The 17,327-nt window shown below is 67.7% G+C and carries 12 protein-coding genes and 1 pseudogene; 8 read left to right on the top strand and 5 right to left on the bottom strand.

Annotated elements, in window-relative coordinates; translation table 11 throughout:
* Positions 1-10: 10 nt before the first annotated feature.
* The 3 genes from JIW86_RS07780 to JIW86_RS07770 all read left to right on the top strand — a co-directional run bounded on the left by JIW86_RS07780 (position 11) and on the right by JIW86_RS07770 (position 4,688).
* The gene (locus JIW86_RS07780; protein ID WP_257553112.1) at positions 11-2,776 is read left to right on the top strand and encodes an RNaseH domain-containing protein; all 2,766 of its coding nucleotides are present in this window, start codon (positions 11-13) and stop codon (positions 2,774-2,776) included.
* An 839-nt stretch (positions 2,777-3,615) separates the two neighbouring features.
* On the top strand, positions 3,616-4,155 hold the full coding sequence (locus JIW86_RS07775) for a winged helix-turn-helix domain-containing protein (RefSeq protein WP_257552434.1): 540 nt from the start codon (positions 3,616-3,618) through the stop codon (positions 4,153-4,155).
* Complete coding sequence (locus JIW86_RS07770) at positions 4,152-4,688, top strand: transposase (RefSeq protein ID WP_257559204.1); 537 nt, start codon at positions 4,152-4,154, stop codon at positions 4,686-4,688. Before JIW86_RS07775 ends, JIW86_RS07770 begins: the two co-directional genes overlap by 4 nt.
* A gap of 5 nt (positions 4,689-4,693) precedes the next feature.
* Here the strand turns inward: JIW86_RS07770 and JIW86_RS07765 are convergent, their stop codons facing one another.
* From JIW86_RS07765 to JIW86_RS07750, 4 genes are all read right to left on the bottom strand, one after another.
* Positions 4,694-6,352: a UvrD-helicase domain-containing protein gene (locus JIW86_RS07765; RefSeq protein ID WP_257553111.1), complete on the bottom strand. Its 1,659-nt coding sequence runs from the start codon at positions 6,350-6,352 to the stop codon at positions 4,694-4,696.
* Positions 6,349-7,956 carry an ATP-dependent nuclease gene (locus tag JIW86_RS07760; protein WP_257553110.1) on the bottom strand — a complete coding sequence of 536 codons (1,608 nt, stop codon included), beginning with the start codon at positions 7,954-7,956 and terminating at the stop codon, positions 6,349-6,351. Before JIW86_RS07760 ends, JIW86_RS07765 begins: the two co-directional genes overlap by 4 nt.
* A 248-nt stretch (positions 7,957-8,204) precedes the next feature.
* Entirely contained in the window at positions 8,205-8,705 is a 501-nt protein-coding gene (locus tag JIW86_RS07755) for a tyrosine-type recombinase/integrase (RefSeq protein WP_257553109.1), read from the bottom strand.
* A 26-nt stretch (positions 8,706-8,731) separates the two neighbouring features.
* Positions 8,732-9,358, bottom strand: a complete 627-nt coding sequence (locus tag JIW86_RS07750) for a hypothetical protein (protein WP_257553108.1) — start codon at positions 9,356-9,358, stop codon at positions 8,732-8,734.
* Between the two features lie 93 nt (positions 9,359-9,451).
* Here JIW86_RS07750 and JIW86_RS07745 point away from each other — a divergent pair.
* The 5 genes and pseudogenes from JIW86_RS07745 to JIW86_RS07725 form a co-directional block, all read left to right on the top strand.
* A pseudogene (locus JIW86_RS07745) lies at positions 9,452-9,618 on the top strand (pirin family protein); the annotation flags it as partial.
* A 308-nt stretch (positions 9,619-9,926) separates the two neighbouring features.
* The gene (locus tag JIW86_RS07740; RefSeq protein WP_257553107.1) at positions 9,927-10,244 is read left to right on the top strand and encodes a three-helix bundle dimerization domain-containing protein; all 318 of its coding nucleotides are present in this window, start codon (positions 9,927-9,929) and stop codon (positions 10,242-10,244) included.
* Between the two features lie 31 nt (positions 10,245-10,275).
* On the top strand, positions 10,276-11,247 hold the full coding sequence (locus JIW86_RS07735; protein WP_257553106.1) for a polyphosphate kinase 2 family protein: 972 nt from the start codon (positions 10,276-10,278) through the stop codon (positions 11,245-11,247).
* Between the two features lie 63 nt (positions 11,248-11,310).
* On the top strand, positions 11,311-14,031 hold the full coding sequence (locus JIW86_RS07730) for a cation-translocating P-type ATPase (protein ID WP_257553105.1): 2,721 nt from the start codon (positions 11,311-11,313) through the stop codon (positions 14,029-14,031).
* A 13-nt stretch (positions 14,032-14,044) separates the two neighbouring features.
* A complete protein-coding gene (locus tag JIW86_RS07725; RefSeq protein WP_257553104.1) occupies positions 14,045-15,844 on the top strand; it encodes a SulP family inorganic anion transporter in 1,800 nt (599 codons plus the stop codon).
* 45 nt (positions 15,845-15,889) lie between these two features.
* On the opposite strand, the gene JIW86_RS07720 is transcribed toward JIW86_RS07725, so the two are convergent.
* On the bottom strand, positions 15,890-17,230 hold the full coding sequence (locus tag JIW86_RS07720) for a diacylglycerol/lipid kinase family protein (protein WP_257553103.1): 1,341 nt from the start codon (positions 17,228-17,230) through the stop codon (positions 15,890-15,892).
* Positions 17,231-17,327 lie beyond the last annotated feature (97 nt).

Raw genomic sequence — 17,327 nt, 5'->3', positions numbered from 1 at the left:
ACTCCCTTCCATGGCTGACGAAGACCAGAACCCTTACACCGAGTACCTCGCCTTCCGGATCACCAGGGACGTCGTTCGGGACAGCACCGTTTACGTCCGCGACATTGGCGATGATGGCCTCACACAGTGGAGGAATTTCCGCAACGCCTACAAGCAGCGGACGAAGAAGTCCGAGGCTCAGCCCCCGCACTCCATCGTCCCCATCACCCTGAGGGCGATGACCGGGGGCTACGTGTGGCTGGACCGCGACACTGGCCTCCTGGTCAGCCGTGACCCCATCAGCGACACCACCGTCCAGCGGGTGTTCTCCTACCTGCACGGGCTCTCTATGGGCCGCAAGATTCACGAGATCGACCCCAACGTGCCTCCGCGCCTGGCGGAGGTGTACGCGGCTGCCACGCAGGAGGAGCGGCTGATCGCCGATTTCCTCGACCGCACCCCAGAGGGTCAGCCCGATGCCCCGAATTGGGTCTACAACAGCATCACTTGGGACCTGTCCCGCCGCCTGTCCAGGCTGCCCTTCGTCTCCGGTGGCAACGAGTACCAGCTGATGCCCGACACCACCGGCGGCCTCGTCGCCTGGGATGACGTCTGGCGTGACGCCGATGGCGCCACGGCCGTCAAGGAACACCAAGAGCTGGAGCGCATCCGCTATGCCTTCGCCCGGATGCGGTTGAGCATGAAGACCGCGCGGGACATCAATGATCCTCTCCTGTTGGTGTCCGCGTCAGCGTCCCGCGCCCGTTGGAACATGGACTTCACACGGAACGTTCTGGTTCGGCAAGCCAGCCCCACCCGGCCCGTGATGGAAGTAGGTCTTGATGGGCGCGGCCGGGCCCGGGGAGTAAGCAGGATGGCCCTGGAGACATTGGCTGCCATGAGCCTGGGTGAGTCCGCTCTCCACCAGATCGACGCCCGGTTCCGGGCCGAGGACAAGGCCCGGGAGGCGGAGGAGACCATTGCCGATCTCGGCCCCGACCACAATCTGCGGCCCATCGTCTCCAAGAACTACGGCTTCCCCGTTGGCGCCGGCGTCGGCACCCAGTTCCTGCGGGACGCTTACGACTGGGTCCACGGCTTCCTCGGCGAGGACTCCCGACCCCTGACCAGCATCCCGGTCAAGAGGAAGGCCGTCCGCGGCGCCCCGAAGGAAACCTCCGACGCCTACGTCATGCCGCTGGCCAGTGTCCTGCGCTCCCTTGATGCGATCGGGGCTGAACGCCTGCGCGTGCTGTGCCTGTGGAGCAGCGACCCAATCCGACTTCGGATGATCTCTACCCTCGCGTCCACCTATGGCCTGGACCCGGCCGCCGACCCCATCGATGGCAAGAGGTGGGAACTCCATACAGGCCGAGTGCTCGCCGAGTTTCGCCACGTCCCCGACTTGCTCGAACACGGCGACTTCACGGCTCGCAAGAGGGTCGCCGACGGCCTCTCCAGTCTGGCAGTCGAACCGGGTGAGATCCTCGCAGTCCTGGCAGAGACCGAGTATGGAGACGGCAAGGAGGGCCGCCCCAAGCCGCCCAAGGACGATCAGGACGCCAAACACCAGGTCCGGACCATCCTCGGCGCTAAGGGAATCGTCTCGCAGTTCATCAACAACGCCCGGCCGGCCGCGAAGTCCAAGGCCAAGAAGGGCAAGGAAGGTGCTGAGAAGCAGGCAGTGGACTACGAGGTCCGGGCCTCTCTGATCGACCTCCATCGCTCCCTCGGCTTTGTCGACGAGCGGTTCGACTACCGGGCTTTCGGCGCACCCGTCGGCCCCTATCAGCCCACCGAACTAGCGCACTGCGGTATCCACGTACGTCGGCAGGCCAAGCAGAAGGGCGACCCCGGAGCCAAGATCTCCATCGCGGCTACCACCCTCAAGCCCCCCACCCGACCTGGCGGAGCCTGGACCCTGCACGGTTGGGACGTCCTGACCGGCCGCTGGCGTCCCTACCATGAGGCCGTCGCCGCGTTCCACTCGCGGCCGCTTCTCAAGGGCAACCTGACCGAAGCCGACGACAGTCCCGAAGAGAACGCGAAGGTCGCGCTCGTTCTGGACCAGGCCCTGGAAGACCTCCACCACTACCTCGGCGGCATCGCCTACACCGTCACCGTAGACGGCATCGCCTGCCGCCGTCTGTGGCCCGGCCTGCACAACAAAAGGGCTGGCCAAACACCCCCGCCCCGCACGGCGTGGACCCCCGGCGCGACGCGGGCGGCAAAGTACCGTCCTGCCGCCGTCATCAGGCTCAACAAGAGCATGAGTGAGGTTGGGCGACCTGTCCGCATGATCCACTGGCGCAAGGGGGAGCAAGAGGAGGCCATCACCACCACTCTCCTCAACCGGCTGCCCACCGACCAGGAAGACGGGCGCTCCTGGCTCCTGGTCAACATGACCCATCAACACGACGGCAACGGCCACTACCGCAAGGGAGAACGCAAGACCAGGTGGGAGGCACGCCCTCCCGTAGAGAAAGTCAACAAGGACGAGATCGGTCCGAACTACTACTCCATGACTGCCTTGGAGATCGTCACTCTTGAGTGCCCGGCGGAGATGGGGGAGCCCCTCGCCCGCCTCACCTGGAGCTTGTGTGACATCGCCATGGCCTGGCAGCACCGCACCAAGTACCCCGTCCCCCTGCACGCCGCATTGCAGATGGACCAGGACCATCCGCACTACCGACGCACACTCGCCGACAGCGACGGCACGCCGGTCACCGATCCCGCAGCAGCAGATCCTGAGACGGCAGCCGACGAAGACGAGGATGTTCCCGTCGAACTCGTTTAGCACGCCACTTCGATTGGATGCTGTGTCGAACGGCGGAGGTATTCAGACGCCTCCGTGACGATCGGGAGCTTGGTGGCGGTGATCAGGCAGTCGGAGGTGGCAGTCGAGCCGGAACTCGTGCTGCCACCTTGATGGCGTAACGCCATTCTGACGATCCTGGCCATTTGGCCCAGCTGGTCCAGGCCCTTGACGCCCAGGTAGGCACTGTCGCTGTCAGCCAGTACCTCTGGACCCTCCATCCACACCGTCAGCGCTGAAGCTCGGCCACCAGGCGCTCGGCCTCCTTCCGGGATGGAGCCAGCAGAGGGTCCCCCTCGCATGCGTGAGGCCCGACGATCTTCGACAGGAAGAACAGCGACATCCGCGTGCCGACCCTGCTTTCAAGTCTGTACGCCTCTCATGCTGGACGCGGTTCGCGAGCGCCGGGACGGCCAGAGCGTTGCCCCACATCGTGGCGGCGTCCAGGCCTCGGGGCACCATGCCCCAGTCCTCCCAATCGATGATGGAGAACTCCGATCCCATCACGTTGGCCCAGGTCAGATCTGCATGAGCCGGTGCCCACCGCTCGATCGGCGATGTCGGTAAAGGCCTCTCCGAGGGTCTGCGTCACCTGCACTTTCGTCATCGTCACTGTGGCTGGCGTCGCGATTCGCGGTGTCCGCTGTGCGGCAAGCGCGCCTGCCGCACAGCGGACACCGAATGCTTTGATACCTGAGCCTGGTGGCTGCCATGCGACGAGAGGAGCGAGACGAGGTCTGCGATGCGCGAGCTCGCTTACTGAGGTTTTCGGGTTGTCGTCGGGTAGTGACGGTTGATGATCCCTGCGGTATGCCGGTGAGGTGAGGTATCCAGAGGGCGGGGGCCTGACCGCTGAGCGTCGGGCGTTTCGTGAGGGGATCCGGCTTCAGGCCGGCGTGCGGTTCGCGGCGGGTGAGAAGACCGCGGTCATCGCGAAGGACCTGCGGGTGAGTGTGCGGTCCGTGGAACGCTGGCGCCGTGCCTGGCGCGAGCGCGGCATGGATGCCTTGCGCTCGACGGGTCCGGCGAACGCCCCGACCGTCACCGATGAACAGTTCGCTGTGCTCGAGGAGGAACTCGGCAAGGGGCCGTCGGCACACGGCTTCGAAGACGAACGCTGGACCCTGGCCCGGGTCCAGACCCTGATCCGTCGGCATCTTCGGGTGAGCCTGTCGGTGGCGACGGTGTGGCGGCTGCTGAGACGGCACGGCTGGTCCTGGCAGGCGCCCGCCCGCAGAGCCCTCGAGCGTGACGAGCACGCGGTGGAGCTGTGGAAGAAGGAGGTGTGGCCGGGGGTAAAAGCCTCGCGGCGGCGTCCGGTGCCTGGATCGTCTTCGAGGACGAAGCCGGCTTCTCGATGACTCCGCCCCGTGCCCGCACCTGGGGCCGGCGCGGACAGACCCCTGTCATCCGTGTGCGCGGCAGGTCCCGCCGCCGGACCTCGGTCGCCGCGCTGTGCTGCTACAAACCCGGTGAACACAGCCGTCTCATCCACCGGCCCCGCACTCATCTCCTGCTCAAGGGTGCACGCAAGAGCTTCTCCTGGAAGGACTACCGCGACCTGCTGGTGCGGGCTCACATCCAGCTCGGCGGCCCGATCGTGGTGGTCTGGGACAATCTCAACACCCACCTGGCCGCGGGGCTGAAACATTACGAGGCCGAGCACGACTGGCTCACCACCGTCCGGCTCCCGCCCTATGCACCCGACCTGAACCCCGTCGAGGCCGTCTGGTCACTCGTGCGCAGAGCGATGGCCAACACCGCCTTCGCCACACCCGACGACCTCGACCGCACACTCCGCCGCGAGTTACACAGAATCCAACTCCGACCCCACTTGGTCGACGGCTGCCTCACGGCCACACATCTGGCCATCGACCCACCGACCCCACCCTGAAAACCTCAGTAGGTCGCCAGTGTGGAGATGTGCCGGACGAGGGTGTTGGCGTTCATCAGGCATGGTTCGATAACCAATGGCCACCATTGGCTCTCTCGCGTGGGGTAGGGTCTGCCGGCCTTGGATATGAGGGAGCGCGCGCGGGTGATGACGATTCCGTGGCGTGCTCTGGAGACCATGACGAGGACGACCCTAAGTTCCTCCTCCAATTGCTCTGTGGTCTCGGCTCGACTATCTGGGATGTGCCAGGACTCGAAGCCGGGCATGAAAACCCAGTCGAACTGCTGGCCTTTACCCGTGTGGGCGTTGAGCAGGTGGACACCGGGCTCGATCGCTGAGTCCTCGTCGACAACACGGAGTTGGGATGCCGCTGCGGCGAGAGACCCTGCCCGGGTGGCTAGGCTCTCGAACTCTGAGAGGGCGCTCGCCGCCTGTTCCATCGTGTCGACATCGCACGGGTCGATGCCCCCAAGCACCACGCCCCGCAGTGTCTCCATATCGGCTTGGCGCGGCAGCTTGGCAACGGTGACCACCAGCCGCTGGACCATACTGCTGTCCTCGATCGCGAGGTCCCAGCGCTGGCAATTCAGGTGGCCTGCGTCCGAGAACGCCGCATCAACGTATTTGCGGCGCCATCCAGACCGAGTGATGACGCCTACGGTTGCCTTGGGAAATGCAGCGAGGATCTCGGTTGCCCTGTCTACGATCCACCCCGCCTCCTCGGCCCCGCTGTTGAACCCTGCTGCGGCCGCCGCCCCGCCCTGGGGCCAGGCATCAGGCTGAACTGCCCGGAGATCGGTGACATCGCCGAGTTCGGCTGCAACGTGGTTTACGACGTCGAGCACCGCAGGGGAAGAGCGATAGGAGAGACTGAGCCGCTGTGGTTTGCCGCAGATTTCCCTCAGCCTTCGTTCCACCTCCGCTGGCTTGGCACCAGCCCAACTGAAGATCCCCTGCAGGGGATCGCCGACGAAGGTCCGGTTCGTCGCGCTGCTCGCGAGGGCGATCTCCAGCTGTTGCGGCGACATGTCCTGGAACTCATCGACCAGAACCGCACCGTAGTGCAGCTGGTATAGGCGGGCGACCTTCTCGACCCTGAGCAGCCGTTGCGCGTGCCGGAGCAGGTCCTCAAAGTGGAAGATCCCCGCTTCGATACGCTCCGCCTCGATCTGCTGGGCGTACGTGTTGCCGCTGGCGGTGAGGGCTTCGCGCACTTCATCGTCGTCGTACGGGCCCTGCTTTGCCGCGGACAGGGCAGCTTCGATGGCCTTCTTCCGGTTGATGGCAGGGCCGACGTCCATGCCATCGGTAAAGGCTGAGATCGCGCCTGCGAGGGTGGAACGGCCAGGCATCGGAGTGTTCGGATCAAGACCGAGTGTCCGGCCGTGTGCACGGATGATCTCAGCAGCATGGCCGTGAAAGTTGGTGACTCGGACATGGCGCGCGAAGCGCTGGGGACCCAGAGCGCGAAGCAGGCGCTCACGCAGGTTCTGCTTCGCGCGGTTGGAGAACGTCAGCGCGAGGATGCGCTGGTGGGGCTGCAGCCCGCCGAGTAGATGCACCGCGCGACGGGCGAGCAGCTCGGTCTTGCCGCAGCCCGGCGGCGCGATGGCCAATAGGTTCGCCGCAGGGCTGTAGGCCGGGTCCAGCGTGCCCTGGTTCATCGTTCGGCCAGTTCTTTGGCCTTGATGAGGATTCCGGCCACGCTGTCGATCGCCGTCGCGTGCTCGCGGGTCATGGCGTACGCGACGGCCGTAGCTGCATCGGTCTTGTTCTTGCGGCAGTAGGCTGCGACGGCTGTGTCAGTGAGCTCGTCCTCGCGGGAGGCACCGCATGCCTGAAGCAGCCCTTCGAGCCGACATACCTCTGCGTCGATGAGGATACGGCCGACGGCAGGTCCCGTCAGCGCCTTGCAGTACTCGTCCTCCAGGTCACTGTCACTTGACCAGACCTTCGTCCCGACCAGGTCCCTGCGGTTACCCCCGATGGCACCAACGAAGATGCCTTCCTCGGCCTTGTCTACAAGACCGAGGACGTGCACGCCGAAGCCATTCGTGCCGAGCATCTTGTAGACGTGCCGAAACTTGTGGGCACCGTCCAGTTCGAAGACGACGACGCCGAGCCGGTCGAGCCCGATACCGAGTGCCCGTGCTGCCGCTTCTACGATGATCCTGTCAGCCACGCCTTCCACCGCGATGACGTAGCGGGCGGTCAGCGCTTCAAGCAGGCGCGGCGACCACCACTGGGAGCGGAGCTTCTCCACCGCGCCCAGGCCGGCATCCGGGATCTGGTGCACTTCTCCACCGGGGGCGACCACCAAAACCTGCCCTGGCTCGAACCGCTGCAGTACATAAGGCGAGTGCGTGCAGACGATCTTCTGGTTCTTGGCCGCGGCAAACAGTTCGGCGATGGTCCGCTGGCTGGCAGGATGAAGGTGGAGCTCCGGCTCGTCGACCGCGATGATGTTCGCGGCGTTCTCGGCAAGGTCGAACAGGGTGAGCGCCATCAGCTGGCGCAGGCCATCCGACTGCTCCGCGATCGACACGTACTGGTCATCTCGGTGGAGGAACATCGACACGCCCTCCAGCACGGACGTCCCTGGGTCGGCTGCGGTGCGCACAGCTAGATCGTCGGCGGTGACTGAGCGAGGCATTGCTTTGGCCAGGTGCTCGGCGATCTTCTTGCGGAGCTCGGTCAAACTCTCGCTGACGTGGAGTTTGTCATTGAAGTCGCCGAGGATCTCCGTGAGGACGGCTGTCTCCGCGCCCAGGTCGAGGCTGTCGAACATCAGCTGCAGGGCACTGTTGGGGCCCCCGAGCTGCGCCCCACTCGTTCCGCGTGTGGCTGGCAGGTAGCGCCAGCCCAATGCGTCCAGCTGCTGGCGGGTCGGCGCGCGATGGTCTGCCGTACCGGTAAGGACCCGGTGGATGACAACAGCCTCCACGTCATCCTCGTCGGGCTGCACATCGAGACGGACCGTCAGTGACATGGCGCCGGAGAAGGCATCTATGTCGATTTCACGGTGGAACAGCGCGCTCTCAATGCTGGAGAAGTCAGCCAGCACTGCCTCCACGGTCAGCGGCTGGTCCTGGTCTCGAAGATCCGCCCGGGACAGACCTTGGTACAGCTGGCCGAGCGTGGCGCCCAGCGTGAGGTTAAGCATCCGCAGGAGCGACGTCTTGCCGACATCGTTCGCGCCCACGATGACAAGGTGCTTGCGGACCTCAATGTCGAGGTCTTGCAGACGGGCGTAGTTGATGACCTTCAACTGGGTGAGCCTCACCGCCGCTGACCCGTCCGTCCCGGTATGGGCTTCGGACGCCGAACGGTGGTGGCGGCAAGACTCAGGGGCGGAGTCAACGAGGTGCTGAGATTCACCCGGTCAGACTACGGCGATTGGGACGCCCGGGCTCCGGAGTTTCGTGTTCCTGATCCCGTACCGTGGCTGCAGCTCAGGTCGCATGCCCGAATCCCTCTCCCCGGTATGCGCCGTCCAAAGACCTGCTGCCTGGGGCGTCATGCAGCCAGGCCGACGTCCAGGATCTTGGCTGCTTTGCCGATGGAGCCGGGCATGAGGTGGCGGTAGATCTTGAAGGTGATGTCGAGGCTCTTGTGGCCCATCCATTCGGCGACGTCGGTGATGGGGATGCCGTTGGTGAGGCAGTTTGACGCGAAGAAGTGGCGCAGGCTGTAGATCACCATGCCGTCGGGGACCTCGACCTCGCCGGCACGCTTGATGCGCTGCCACTGATTCTGGAGGTAGTAGGCGAGGAACGGCCTCGTGGGGTCCATTGGGTGGCGGAGGAGGTAGCCGTCGACCGTGCCGTGTTTGTCGGCGTACCACTCGATCGTCTCCCGGACGCGTGCAGGGAGGGGGACGTCGCGGTAGTCGGTGGGCTTGCGGTGCTTGAGGCGGCCGTAGGTCTTGGTGGTCTGGTTGACCTGTTCGGTGATGCGGTAGACGTCGCCGGCGACGAGGTTGTTGATGTTGACGGCGAAGGCTTCGCCGTTGCGCATGCCGCAGCCGCTCATGAGGTCGGCGATCAGGAGGAACCGGTCGTCGCCAGCGGTGCGTATGTCGCGGAGCTGGGCGGGGAGGGGATGACCGCGCGCTCGGGGTCGTACTGCGGCGGCTTGACGCCCAGGACGGGGTTCTCCGTGTAGATGCCGAGGCGGTAGGCGTCCAGGAGGACCGACTTCACCTTGTCGAAGGCGTTGGACTGGGTGGCGAGGCCGGCGCCGTTCCGCTCCATGGTCCGGATGAAGCCGTCGACGACCTTGTGGTCGAAGGTGCTCATCCGGCGGCTGCCGAGCGTCGGGAGGATGTGGTGCTCTAGGAGGGAATCCAGGGTGCGGAGCGAGGACTCGGCGAGGTCGCGCTGGCCGGCCTTCCATTCCGCGGTGTACTCGCGGAACTGCATCGCGCCGTACTTCTGGATGCGGTCGGCCTTGCTCCGATTCCGGGGAGCGGCCTTCTTCTCCTGGTAGACCGCGGTGAGGCGGGCGATGGCCTTCTCCTGGGTGGAGAAGCCCGCCTCCTCGGTCTGCTTCCCGGCGGCGTTGCGGTAACGGAGCGTGTAGTCGTGCGGGCACTTCGACCAGCGGGACTGCGGGTGCTCGCAGTCCTTGTAGAAGGTGCCCATGCCATGGGGCAGAGACTTCGTTGCCATGTGGTGCGGGACTCCTGGGGCGCCAATGCTGACCTTTTGCTGACCCCAGAGGTTCCAATCCATTCCTGACCTGCACGAAGACGGATATCTCGTGTTACGTTCTGGAACTGGATCGGACGGTCCCAGGAGGATATTGCAGGCTTCCGCGGGGAGTGGATGAACGGCACCCGATACGGCGAGGTCAAGGGCTACGACGGCGCTCCGATTCCAGCTCCGGAACTCCCCCAACTCGCTTGAAGGCCAGGGGAAGAGTGCGCTGAACTGCGATGATGTTGTCCAGGGTGGACTGACGTAGTGGCTGCCAGCTCGTTCCGCAGTGCCGATCGCGAACGTCTACCCGCTGGAGCAAGTGCGCGAGGCCTACACCGAGCTCGAACGCCGCCACACCCACGGCAAGACACCCCCCAGGCCGTCGCTTCCGGACCTTGCCGGGCCCGGGCGCACGGCCTGCCTTCCCACATCCGCGCACCCGATGGGCGATCTTGTCCCGTTTGGCAGAGAATCGCCGTGACGAACACCCTCACCCGATGTCGGCATGCGCGGACCGGCGGTCCGAAGGTCGTGGGATATGGCACCTGCAACGCTCCAGGGCGCGGAACGGACCGGGACCTCACCCGCCATGGAAGATCCCGGGGCGCGGACAACGGAAGAGTGGTCACCCACCCCGGAGGAACTTGCGTCCGTCCGGACCATCGTGGCTCGGCTGAAGGCGGCCTACCCGTCGGTCGACGCCGACACCGTGGAGGCGACGGTCGAGGCCTCGTACGACGCGTTCCGGCAGGCCAGGGTCAGGAAGTACGTCCCGATCCTGGCCGAACGCCGGTCCCGGAAGGCGCTCGCCGCCGCCACCGGGAGCACCCCGGACACAGCGGGGGACGGGCCGTGACCGCCGGGGGCCGGGGAAGGGGCAAGCGCTGATGTCCGACGACAGAGCCGAACGCATCGCGGACTTCATCGAGCCGCTACGGGTGCGACCGGGGTCGAAGGTGCGTCTGGAACGGGACTTCGATCCCCGCTACAAGGCCGGCATGAAGAAGCGCGAGGGGATGGAGCTGCTGCGGACCGGGGTGTCGCTGCTCGCCGAGTACCAGGAGCGGCTGGCCGCCCAGGACACGTACGGCGTGGTGCTCGCCCTCCAGGCGCTGGACGCCGGGGGCAAGGACGGGACGATCCGCCACGTGATGAGCGGCGTCAACCCCCAGGGCGTACGGGTCAGCAGCTTCAAGGTGCCCTCCTCCGAGGAACTCGACCACGACTACCTGTGGCGCTACGCCCGGCGGCTGCCCGAGCGCGGCGAGATCGCCATCTTCAACCGCTCGCACTACGAGGAGGTCCTCGTCGTACGGGTCCACCCCGAACTCCTCCTGCGGCAGAAGCTGCCGGAGGAGGTACTCGGGCCGGACATCTGGGACCGCCGCTACCGGGAGATCAACCGCTGGGAGCACTACCTCACGGACAACGGGTTCAAGGTGGTGAAGATCTTCCTGAACCTGTCCAAGGAGGAGCAGCGCACCCGCTTCCTGAAGCGGATCGACCGGCCGGAGAAGAACTGGAAGTTCTCCGCGGCGGACGTCCGGGAGCGGCGCCGCTGGGACGACTACCAGCTTGCGTTCTCCGAGATGCTGTCGGCCACGAGTACGAAGTGGGCGCCGTGGTACGTCGTACCGGCGGACCGGAAGTGGTTCGCGCGGCTCTGCGCGGGGGCGATCCTCGCGCACACCCTGATGGACATCGATCCTCAGTACCCCGATGTGGGGGAAGAGGCCCGCAAGGACCTGCTCGTCACCAAACGGGCGCTGGAGAAGGAGGCGCCCGCCGGCGCCCCGGCCGACCCGTACGCCGCCCGGCACGGCAAGCCGAGGAGCAAGCCGAAGAAGAAGCGTGGCTAGCGGCCCTCGGGCGGCGCGCGGCCGGCCCGGACGCGTCCGCGGCCCCGGATCGGAGGCACAACCATGACGGTGCGGTCGGATTCCGTGGCGGAACAGCCCCGGGCTGCCGGGGACGGCTGGTACGCGCGCTCCCCCGAGGAGGTCGTGGCGGCGTTCGATGTCGATCCCGCGGCCGGCCTGTCCGCGGCCCGGGCCGCCGAACTCCTGGCCGCACACGGCCCCAACGCCCTGCCCGAGGAGCAGCGGACACCGGCCTGGCGCCGCTTCCTCGCCCAGTACCGCAGTTACATGCAGATCGTCCTGGTGGCCGCGGCGATCGTCTCGCTGGTCATCCAGGAGTGGACCACCGCGATCCTGCTGATCGTACTGACGCTGCTGAACGCGGTCGTGGGCCTGCGCCAGGAGGGCAAGGCCGAGAGCGCCATGAACGCGCTGAAGTCGATGATGAAGGCGACGGCCCGGGTGCGCAGGGACGGCAGGGAGGCCGAGATCCCCGCCGAACAGCTCGTCGACGGTGATGTCGTGCTGATTTCCGCCGGGGACCAGGTGCCGGCGGACGGACGTCTCATCGAGGCCAGCGCCCTGCAGATCGACGAGTCGGCGCTGACCGGTGAGAGCGTTCCCGCCGCGAAGGAGACCGGCCCGCTGGCGGGCAGCCGGCTCTCGCCCGGCGATCAGACCAATACGGCGTTCATGAACACCCCGGTCACCCACGGCAGCGGCGTCATGGTCGTGACCGCGACCGGCGCGGACACCGAGCTCGGCAAGATCTCCGGCATGCTGTCGGCCACCGAGAAGGAGGTGCCGCCACTCACCAAGGAGCTCGACCGGCTGACCCTGTGGATCACGGGTGCGGCGGGCCTCACCATGATCGTGATGTTCGCCCTGGGGCGCCAGCGGGACCAGGCCTGGGACGTCCTGTTCGTCAGCGCGGTCTCGCTGGCCATCGCGGCCATTCCCGAGGCCCTGCCGACCGTGACCCAGGCGATCCTGTCCGTCGGGAGCCTGAACCTGGCGAAGCGGAACGCCATCGTCAAGGAACTGCCGTCGGTGGAGACGCTGGCGTTCACGTCGGCGATCAACTCGGACAAGACCGGCACCTTGACGATGAACCAGATGACCGCCGTTGAAGTTCTGAGCCCCACCGACCGGTACACCGTGTCGGGCACGGGCTACGGACTCGCGGGGAAGGTCCACCACGCCGCCGGGTCCGCCGCGGGGATCGAGGACGCGATCCTGCCGTACGTGGTGGCCAGCGACGCCAAGCTGGTGGGCGGCGAGGTTGTGGGCGATCCGACCGAGGGGGCGCTGCTGGTGCTCGCGCACAAGGCCGGCCTGGACACCGACGCCACGAGGGACGCCCTTCCCCGGCTCGCCACCCTGCCGTTCGACCCCGAGTACAAGCTGATGGCCACCTTCCACTCGGCGGTCGACGCCTCCGGGCGGCAGGTCGTGCGCTGTTTCGTCAAAGGCGCGGCCCCGGCGGTGATGGCGCGGGCGGCCACCGCGCTCGCGGCGGGCGAGACCGTCCCGTGGGACGCCGACCTGCTCCGCCGGGCCGAGGAGGAGAGCGAGAGGATGGGCGGCGAGGGGCGGCGGGTGATGGCCGCGGCCATGCGCGACCTGGAGCCGGACGGCTTCGATCCGGACGGCGACCTGCTCGCGCACGTCACCGACCTGCGGATGACCAGTCTCGTCGGCATGGTCGATCCGCCCCGTGAGGAGGCCAGGGCCGCGGTGGCCGACGCGCAGGCGGCGCACATCCGGGTCCGCCTGGTGACCGGGGACGACGTCACCACCGGGGCGGCGATCGCCCGGCAGATCGGGATCCCCGGCGAGGCCGTTCTCGGCTCCGATTTCGCCGCCATGAGCGAGGAGGAGCAGCTCGCCCGCATCGAGGGGATCGGTGTGGTGGGGCGGGTCGCCCCGGAGCACAAGGTGCTGCTCGCGAACACGCTCAAGAAGAAGGGCGAGGTCGTGGCGATGACCGGGGACGGCGTCAACGACGCTCCCGCCATCAAGGCCGCCGACATCGGAATCGCCATGGGCAGCGGCACGGACGTGGCCAAGAACGCCGGACGCATGATCCTCTCCGACGACAACTTCGCCACCATCGTCTACGCCGTCGAGCAGGGCCGGACGATCTACGACAACCTCACCAAGTACATCCGGTTCGTCCTGCTCCTGCTGGTCACGTTCGTACTGACGTTCCTCGGGGCCACCGTCTTCAACATCGCCGCCGGTGAGCCCTTCACCCCGCCGCAGGTGCTGTGGATCCACTTCGTCGTCAACGCCTCCTTCGGCTTCGCGCTCGGCTTCGACCGGGAGAGCGCCGGACTCATGCGGCGCAGGCCGCGCCCGCGCGGGGAATCGGTGCTCACGCGGCCCGTGCTCATCACGGTCGGGCTGGGCGGGCTCGCGATCACCGTCCTCCTGCTCTGGCTGATCCGGCTCGGCCAGAGCCGTTACGACAGCGTCGCGACGGGCCAGTCGATCGCGTTCACGGCCTTCTCGCTCTGTCTGATCGTGGCCGCCTTCGAATGCCGCAGCGAGACGGAATCCGTGCTGACGACCTCCACGTTCGACAGCAAGCAGATGAACTGGGTGGCCCTGGCCCAGTTCGTGCTCTCCGTGCTGGTGACCCAGACGGACGGCTTCCAGCGCATCCTCGGGACGACCGAGATCGACGCGCGGCAGTTCGGCTGGGCGCTGCTCGCCGCCCTCGCGCTCCTGCTCGTGTGGGAACTGGGCAAACTCGTGGCCCGCCGGTCGAAGGCCGCCTGAGGAAGGCCTGTCCGTGACCACTCGGCGTTACGGCCACGGGGTGCTCTCCCGCTTCCGGGCAGTTCCCGGGATCCGCGCAGTGTCGTCCTACCGGCGCGAGTGGCTGGTCAAGGACCTGGTCGCGGGAGTCGTCCTGACCACGCTGCTGGTGCCGCAGGGCATGGCGTACGCGGAGTTGGCAGGCCTGCCGGCCATCACCGGCCTGTACACGACGATCCTCTGCTTGCTCGGATACGCGGTGTTCGGCCCGTCCCGGATCCTGGTGCTGGGCCCGGACTCCTCGCTGGGGCCGATGATCGCCGCCACCGTACTGCCCCTGGTGGCCGCCGACGGGGATCCCGACCGGGCCGTCGCACTGGCGTCGATGCTCGCTGTCATGGTCGCGGCCATCATGATCCTCGCCTCGGTGGCGAAGCTCGGCTTCATCGCCGACCTGGTCTCCAAACCGACGATGATCGGCTACATGAACGGCCTGGCCCTGACCATCCTGATCGGTCAGCTGCCCAAACTGCTCGGCTTCAAGGTCGAGGCGGACAACCTGATCGGCGAGTGTGCCGGCCTCGTGCGGAAGATCGCCGACGGGGCGACGGTGCCGGCCGCCGCCGCCGTGGGCCTCGGCGGGATCGCCCTGATCCTGGTCCTGCAGCGCTTCCTGCCGAAGGTCCCCGCGGTGCTCGTGATGGTGGTCCTGGCGATCGCCGCGGCCGCCGCCTTCGACCTTGACGAGCACGGCGTCGGCCTGGTCGGGGTACTGCCCGAGGGCTTCCCGCCGTTCACGATCCCCGACGTGCGGCTCGCCGACCTCGCGCCGCTGCTCGGCGGTGCGCTGGGCATCGCCCTGGTGTCCCTGGCCGACACGATCTCCAACGCGTCCGCCTTCGCAGCCCGTACGGGGCAGGAGGTCCGCGGCAACCAGGAGATGGCGGGCGTCGGTGCGGCCAACCTGGCGGCCGCCCTCTTCCAGGGCTTCCCCGTCAGCACCAGCGGATCCCGGACGGCGGTCGCGGAGCGCGCGGGGGCCAGGAGCCAGCTCACCGGGGTCGTCGGAGCGGTGCTGATCGTCCTCATGCTCGTGCTGGCACCGGGTCTGTTCCGCAACCTCCCCCAGCCGGCCCTGGCCGCCGTGGTCATCACCGCGTCACTGTCCCTGGCCGACCTGCCGGGAGCCGTACGGCTGTGGCGGCAGGGCAGGGCGGAGTTCCTGCTGTGCTTCGCGGCCTTCGCCGGCGTGGCCCTGCTCGGCGTGCTGCCCGGGATCGCCATCGCCGTGGGCCTGTCGGTCCTCAACGTCTTCCGGCGGGCCTGGTGGCCGTACGACACCGTGCTGGGGCGGGTGCAGGGCCTGGAGGGCTACCACGACATCCGCTCCTACCCGCAGGCCGAGCAGCTGCCGGGCCTGGTGATCTACCGCTTCGACGCCCCGCTCTTCTTCGCCAACGCCAGGAGCTTCCGGGACGAGATCAGGCGGCTGGCCGGCACGGACCCGCGGCCGAGGTGGATCGTGGTCGCGGCGGAGCCCATGACCGACGTGGACACCACCGCCGCCGACGTTCTGGAAGAGCTCGACGAGGCGCTCAACGCGGAAGACATCCACCTCGTGTTCGCCGAGCTCAAGGACCCCGTGCGGCGGAAGATCGAGCGGTACGAACTCACCCGGACCATCGACCCCCGCCACTTCTTCCCCACCGTGGAGGCCGCGGTCGCCGCCTTCCGGCTGCGCACCGGAGCGCAGTGGACGTCCCCCACCACCGCCGAACCGCCCGCCGGGCCCGAACCCGGGTCCACCGGTCCCGCGCCCACCGGCGGGCAGTGACCGCCCGCCGGGTGGGAGACACCGGAAGGCTCCGACAGCCGGCGCTCAGGCGGCGCCCTGTCCTGCCGCGGTCCGTCCCATGGTCAGCGCCAGCCGCCGTACCCGGCGCCAGTCCATCGGGGGCGCGGTCCGCGGCACGCCGGGACGGTGTCGCGGCACGCGCACGCGCAGGGCGCCGGACGCGATACGGCAGTGCACGGGAGTGGAAAGCACCAGGGCCTCCCCGTCGACACCGACCGGGATGGCGGGAGCGTCGGCGTCGACGACGACCTCGCGGGCGGTGACGGCGGTCAGCCCGCGGCCCTGCCTGCCGTGCAGCAGCAGCCCCGCCGCTTCGGCGGCGCTCGAGACTTCGACGCCGAGCACCCCCAGTTCACCGGAATCCAGTCGCTCCCGGCGCCCGAGCCCCGCAGAATCACCCTTCTGGTAAGGGTTGTTGCTCACCAGCACGGCCTGGGGACCGTCCAGGACCAGCGCATCCGCACGGACGCTCAGCCGCGAGCCGCTGGCTTGGGTCAGCAGAGCCGGCAGCATCTCCAGAATGGTGCGGGCCTTGTCGTCACGGTAGGCCGGACTCTGCACGACTTCCGCGTACACGCCGAACGAGGCGCTGTTGACGAAGACGCGCCCCGTGTTCCCGTCCGCCGGTTCTCCCTCATGGATGAAGCCCAGATCGACGCGGAGTTCGACGCCGTCGGTCAGTGCCTCCAGACAGTGGGAGGGATCCTGCCGGTCCAGGCCCAGGTCCATGGCGAAGTGGTTGCGCGTGCCGGCGCTGATCACCATGAACGGAATGTCGTGCTCCACGGCCACGGCGGCGACCAGGGCCTGCGTACCGTCGCCGCCTGCAACACCCAGCAGGTCGGCCCCGCCCTCGACGGCCCGCCGTGCCAGCTCGGCCACGTCCTGCCGCCGGGCCGGATCCAGCACGACGACCTCGGCACCCAGGGCCCTGGCCCGCTCCGCCAGACGGAACTTCCCGACCTTTCCGCCGCCCGAGCGCGAATTCATGATCACGAAGGGCCGCTCGGCCCGGACGGCGGGGTGCTCCGGCATGCTCGACGCGGTGTCCTCGGCAAGAGCGGCGCTGCCCGCGGCGACGGCCAGCGCCCACAGGCCGACTGAGGCCAGCACGACCCACAGCAGCCCGGCGGCCGAGTACAGAAGCAGGACGGCGAGCGGTGCGATGACCACCAGAAGCCCGGCGAGCACCCTGATCCAGCCGGTGTGGGTGAGCATCCACCACACGCCTGCCGCCGTGAGGACCAGTCCTGCCCACCCCACCGCCATCAGCAGGAGGCTCGCGAGGCCTCCGAACACCACCAGCACCACGAGCGCCGCCAGGCCCGCTGCCAGGGCCAGACGCGCGGTCCAACGCCTGCTCATTTGACAACCTCCCGCGGCTCCACGGGCTGCCGGACATGAGTCGGGCACCCACTTCAGGCTACGAGCGCCGCCCCCGCGCGGCCTGCCAACCGCAGCC

This window comes from Streptomyces sp. NBC_00162 (genome assembly GCF_024611995.1).
GTDB lineage: Bacteria > Actinomycetota > Actinomycetes > Streptomycetales > Streptomycetaceae > Streptomyces.
The sequence above is the reverse complement of the archived record's forward strand: the minus strand, read 5'-3'. Positions and strand labels throughout refer to the sequence as shown.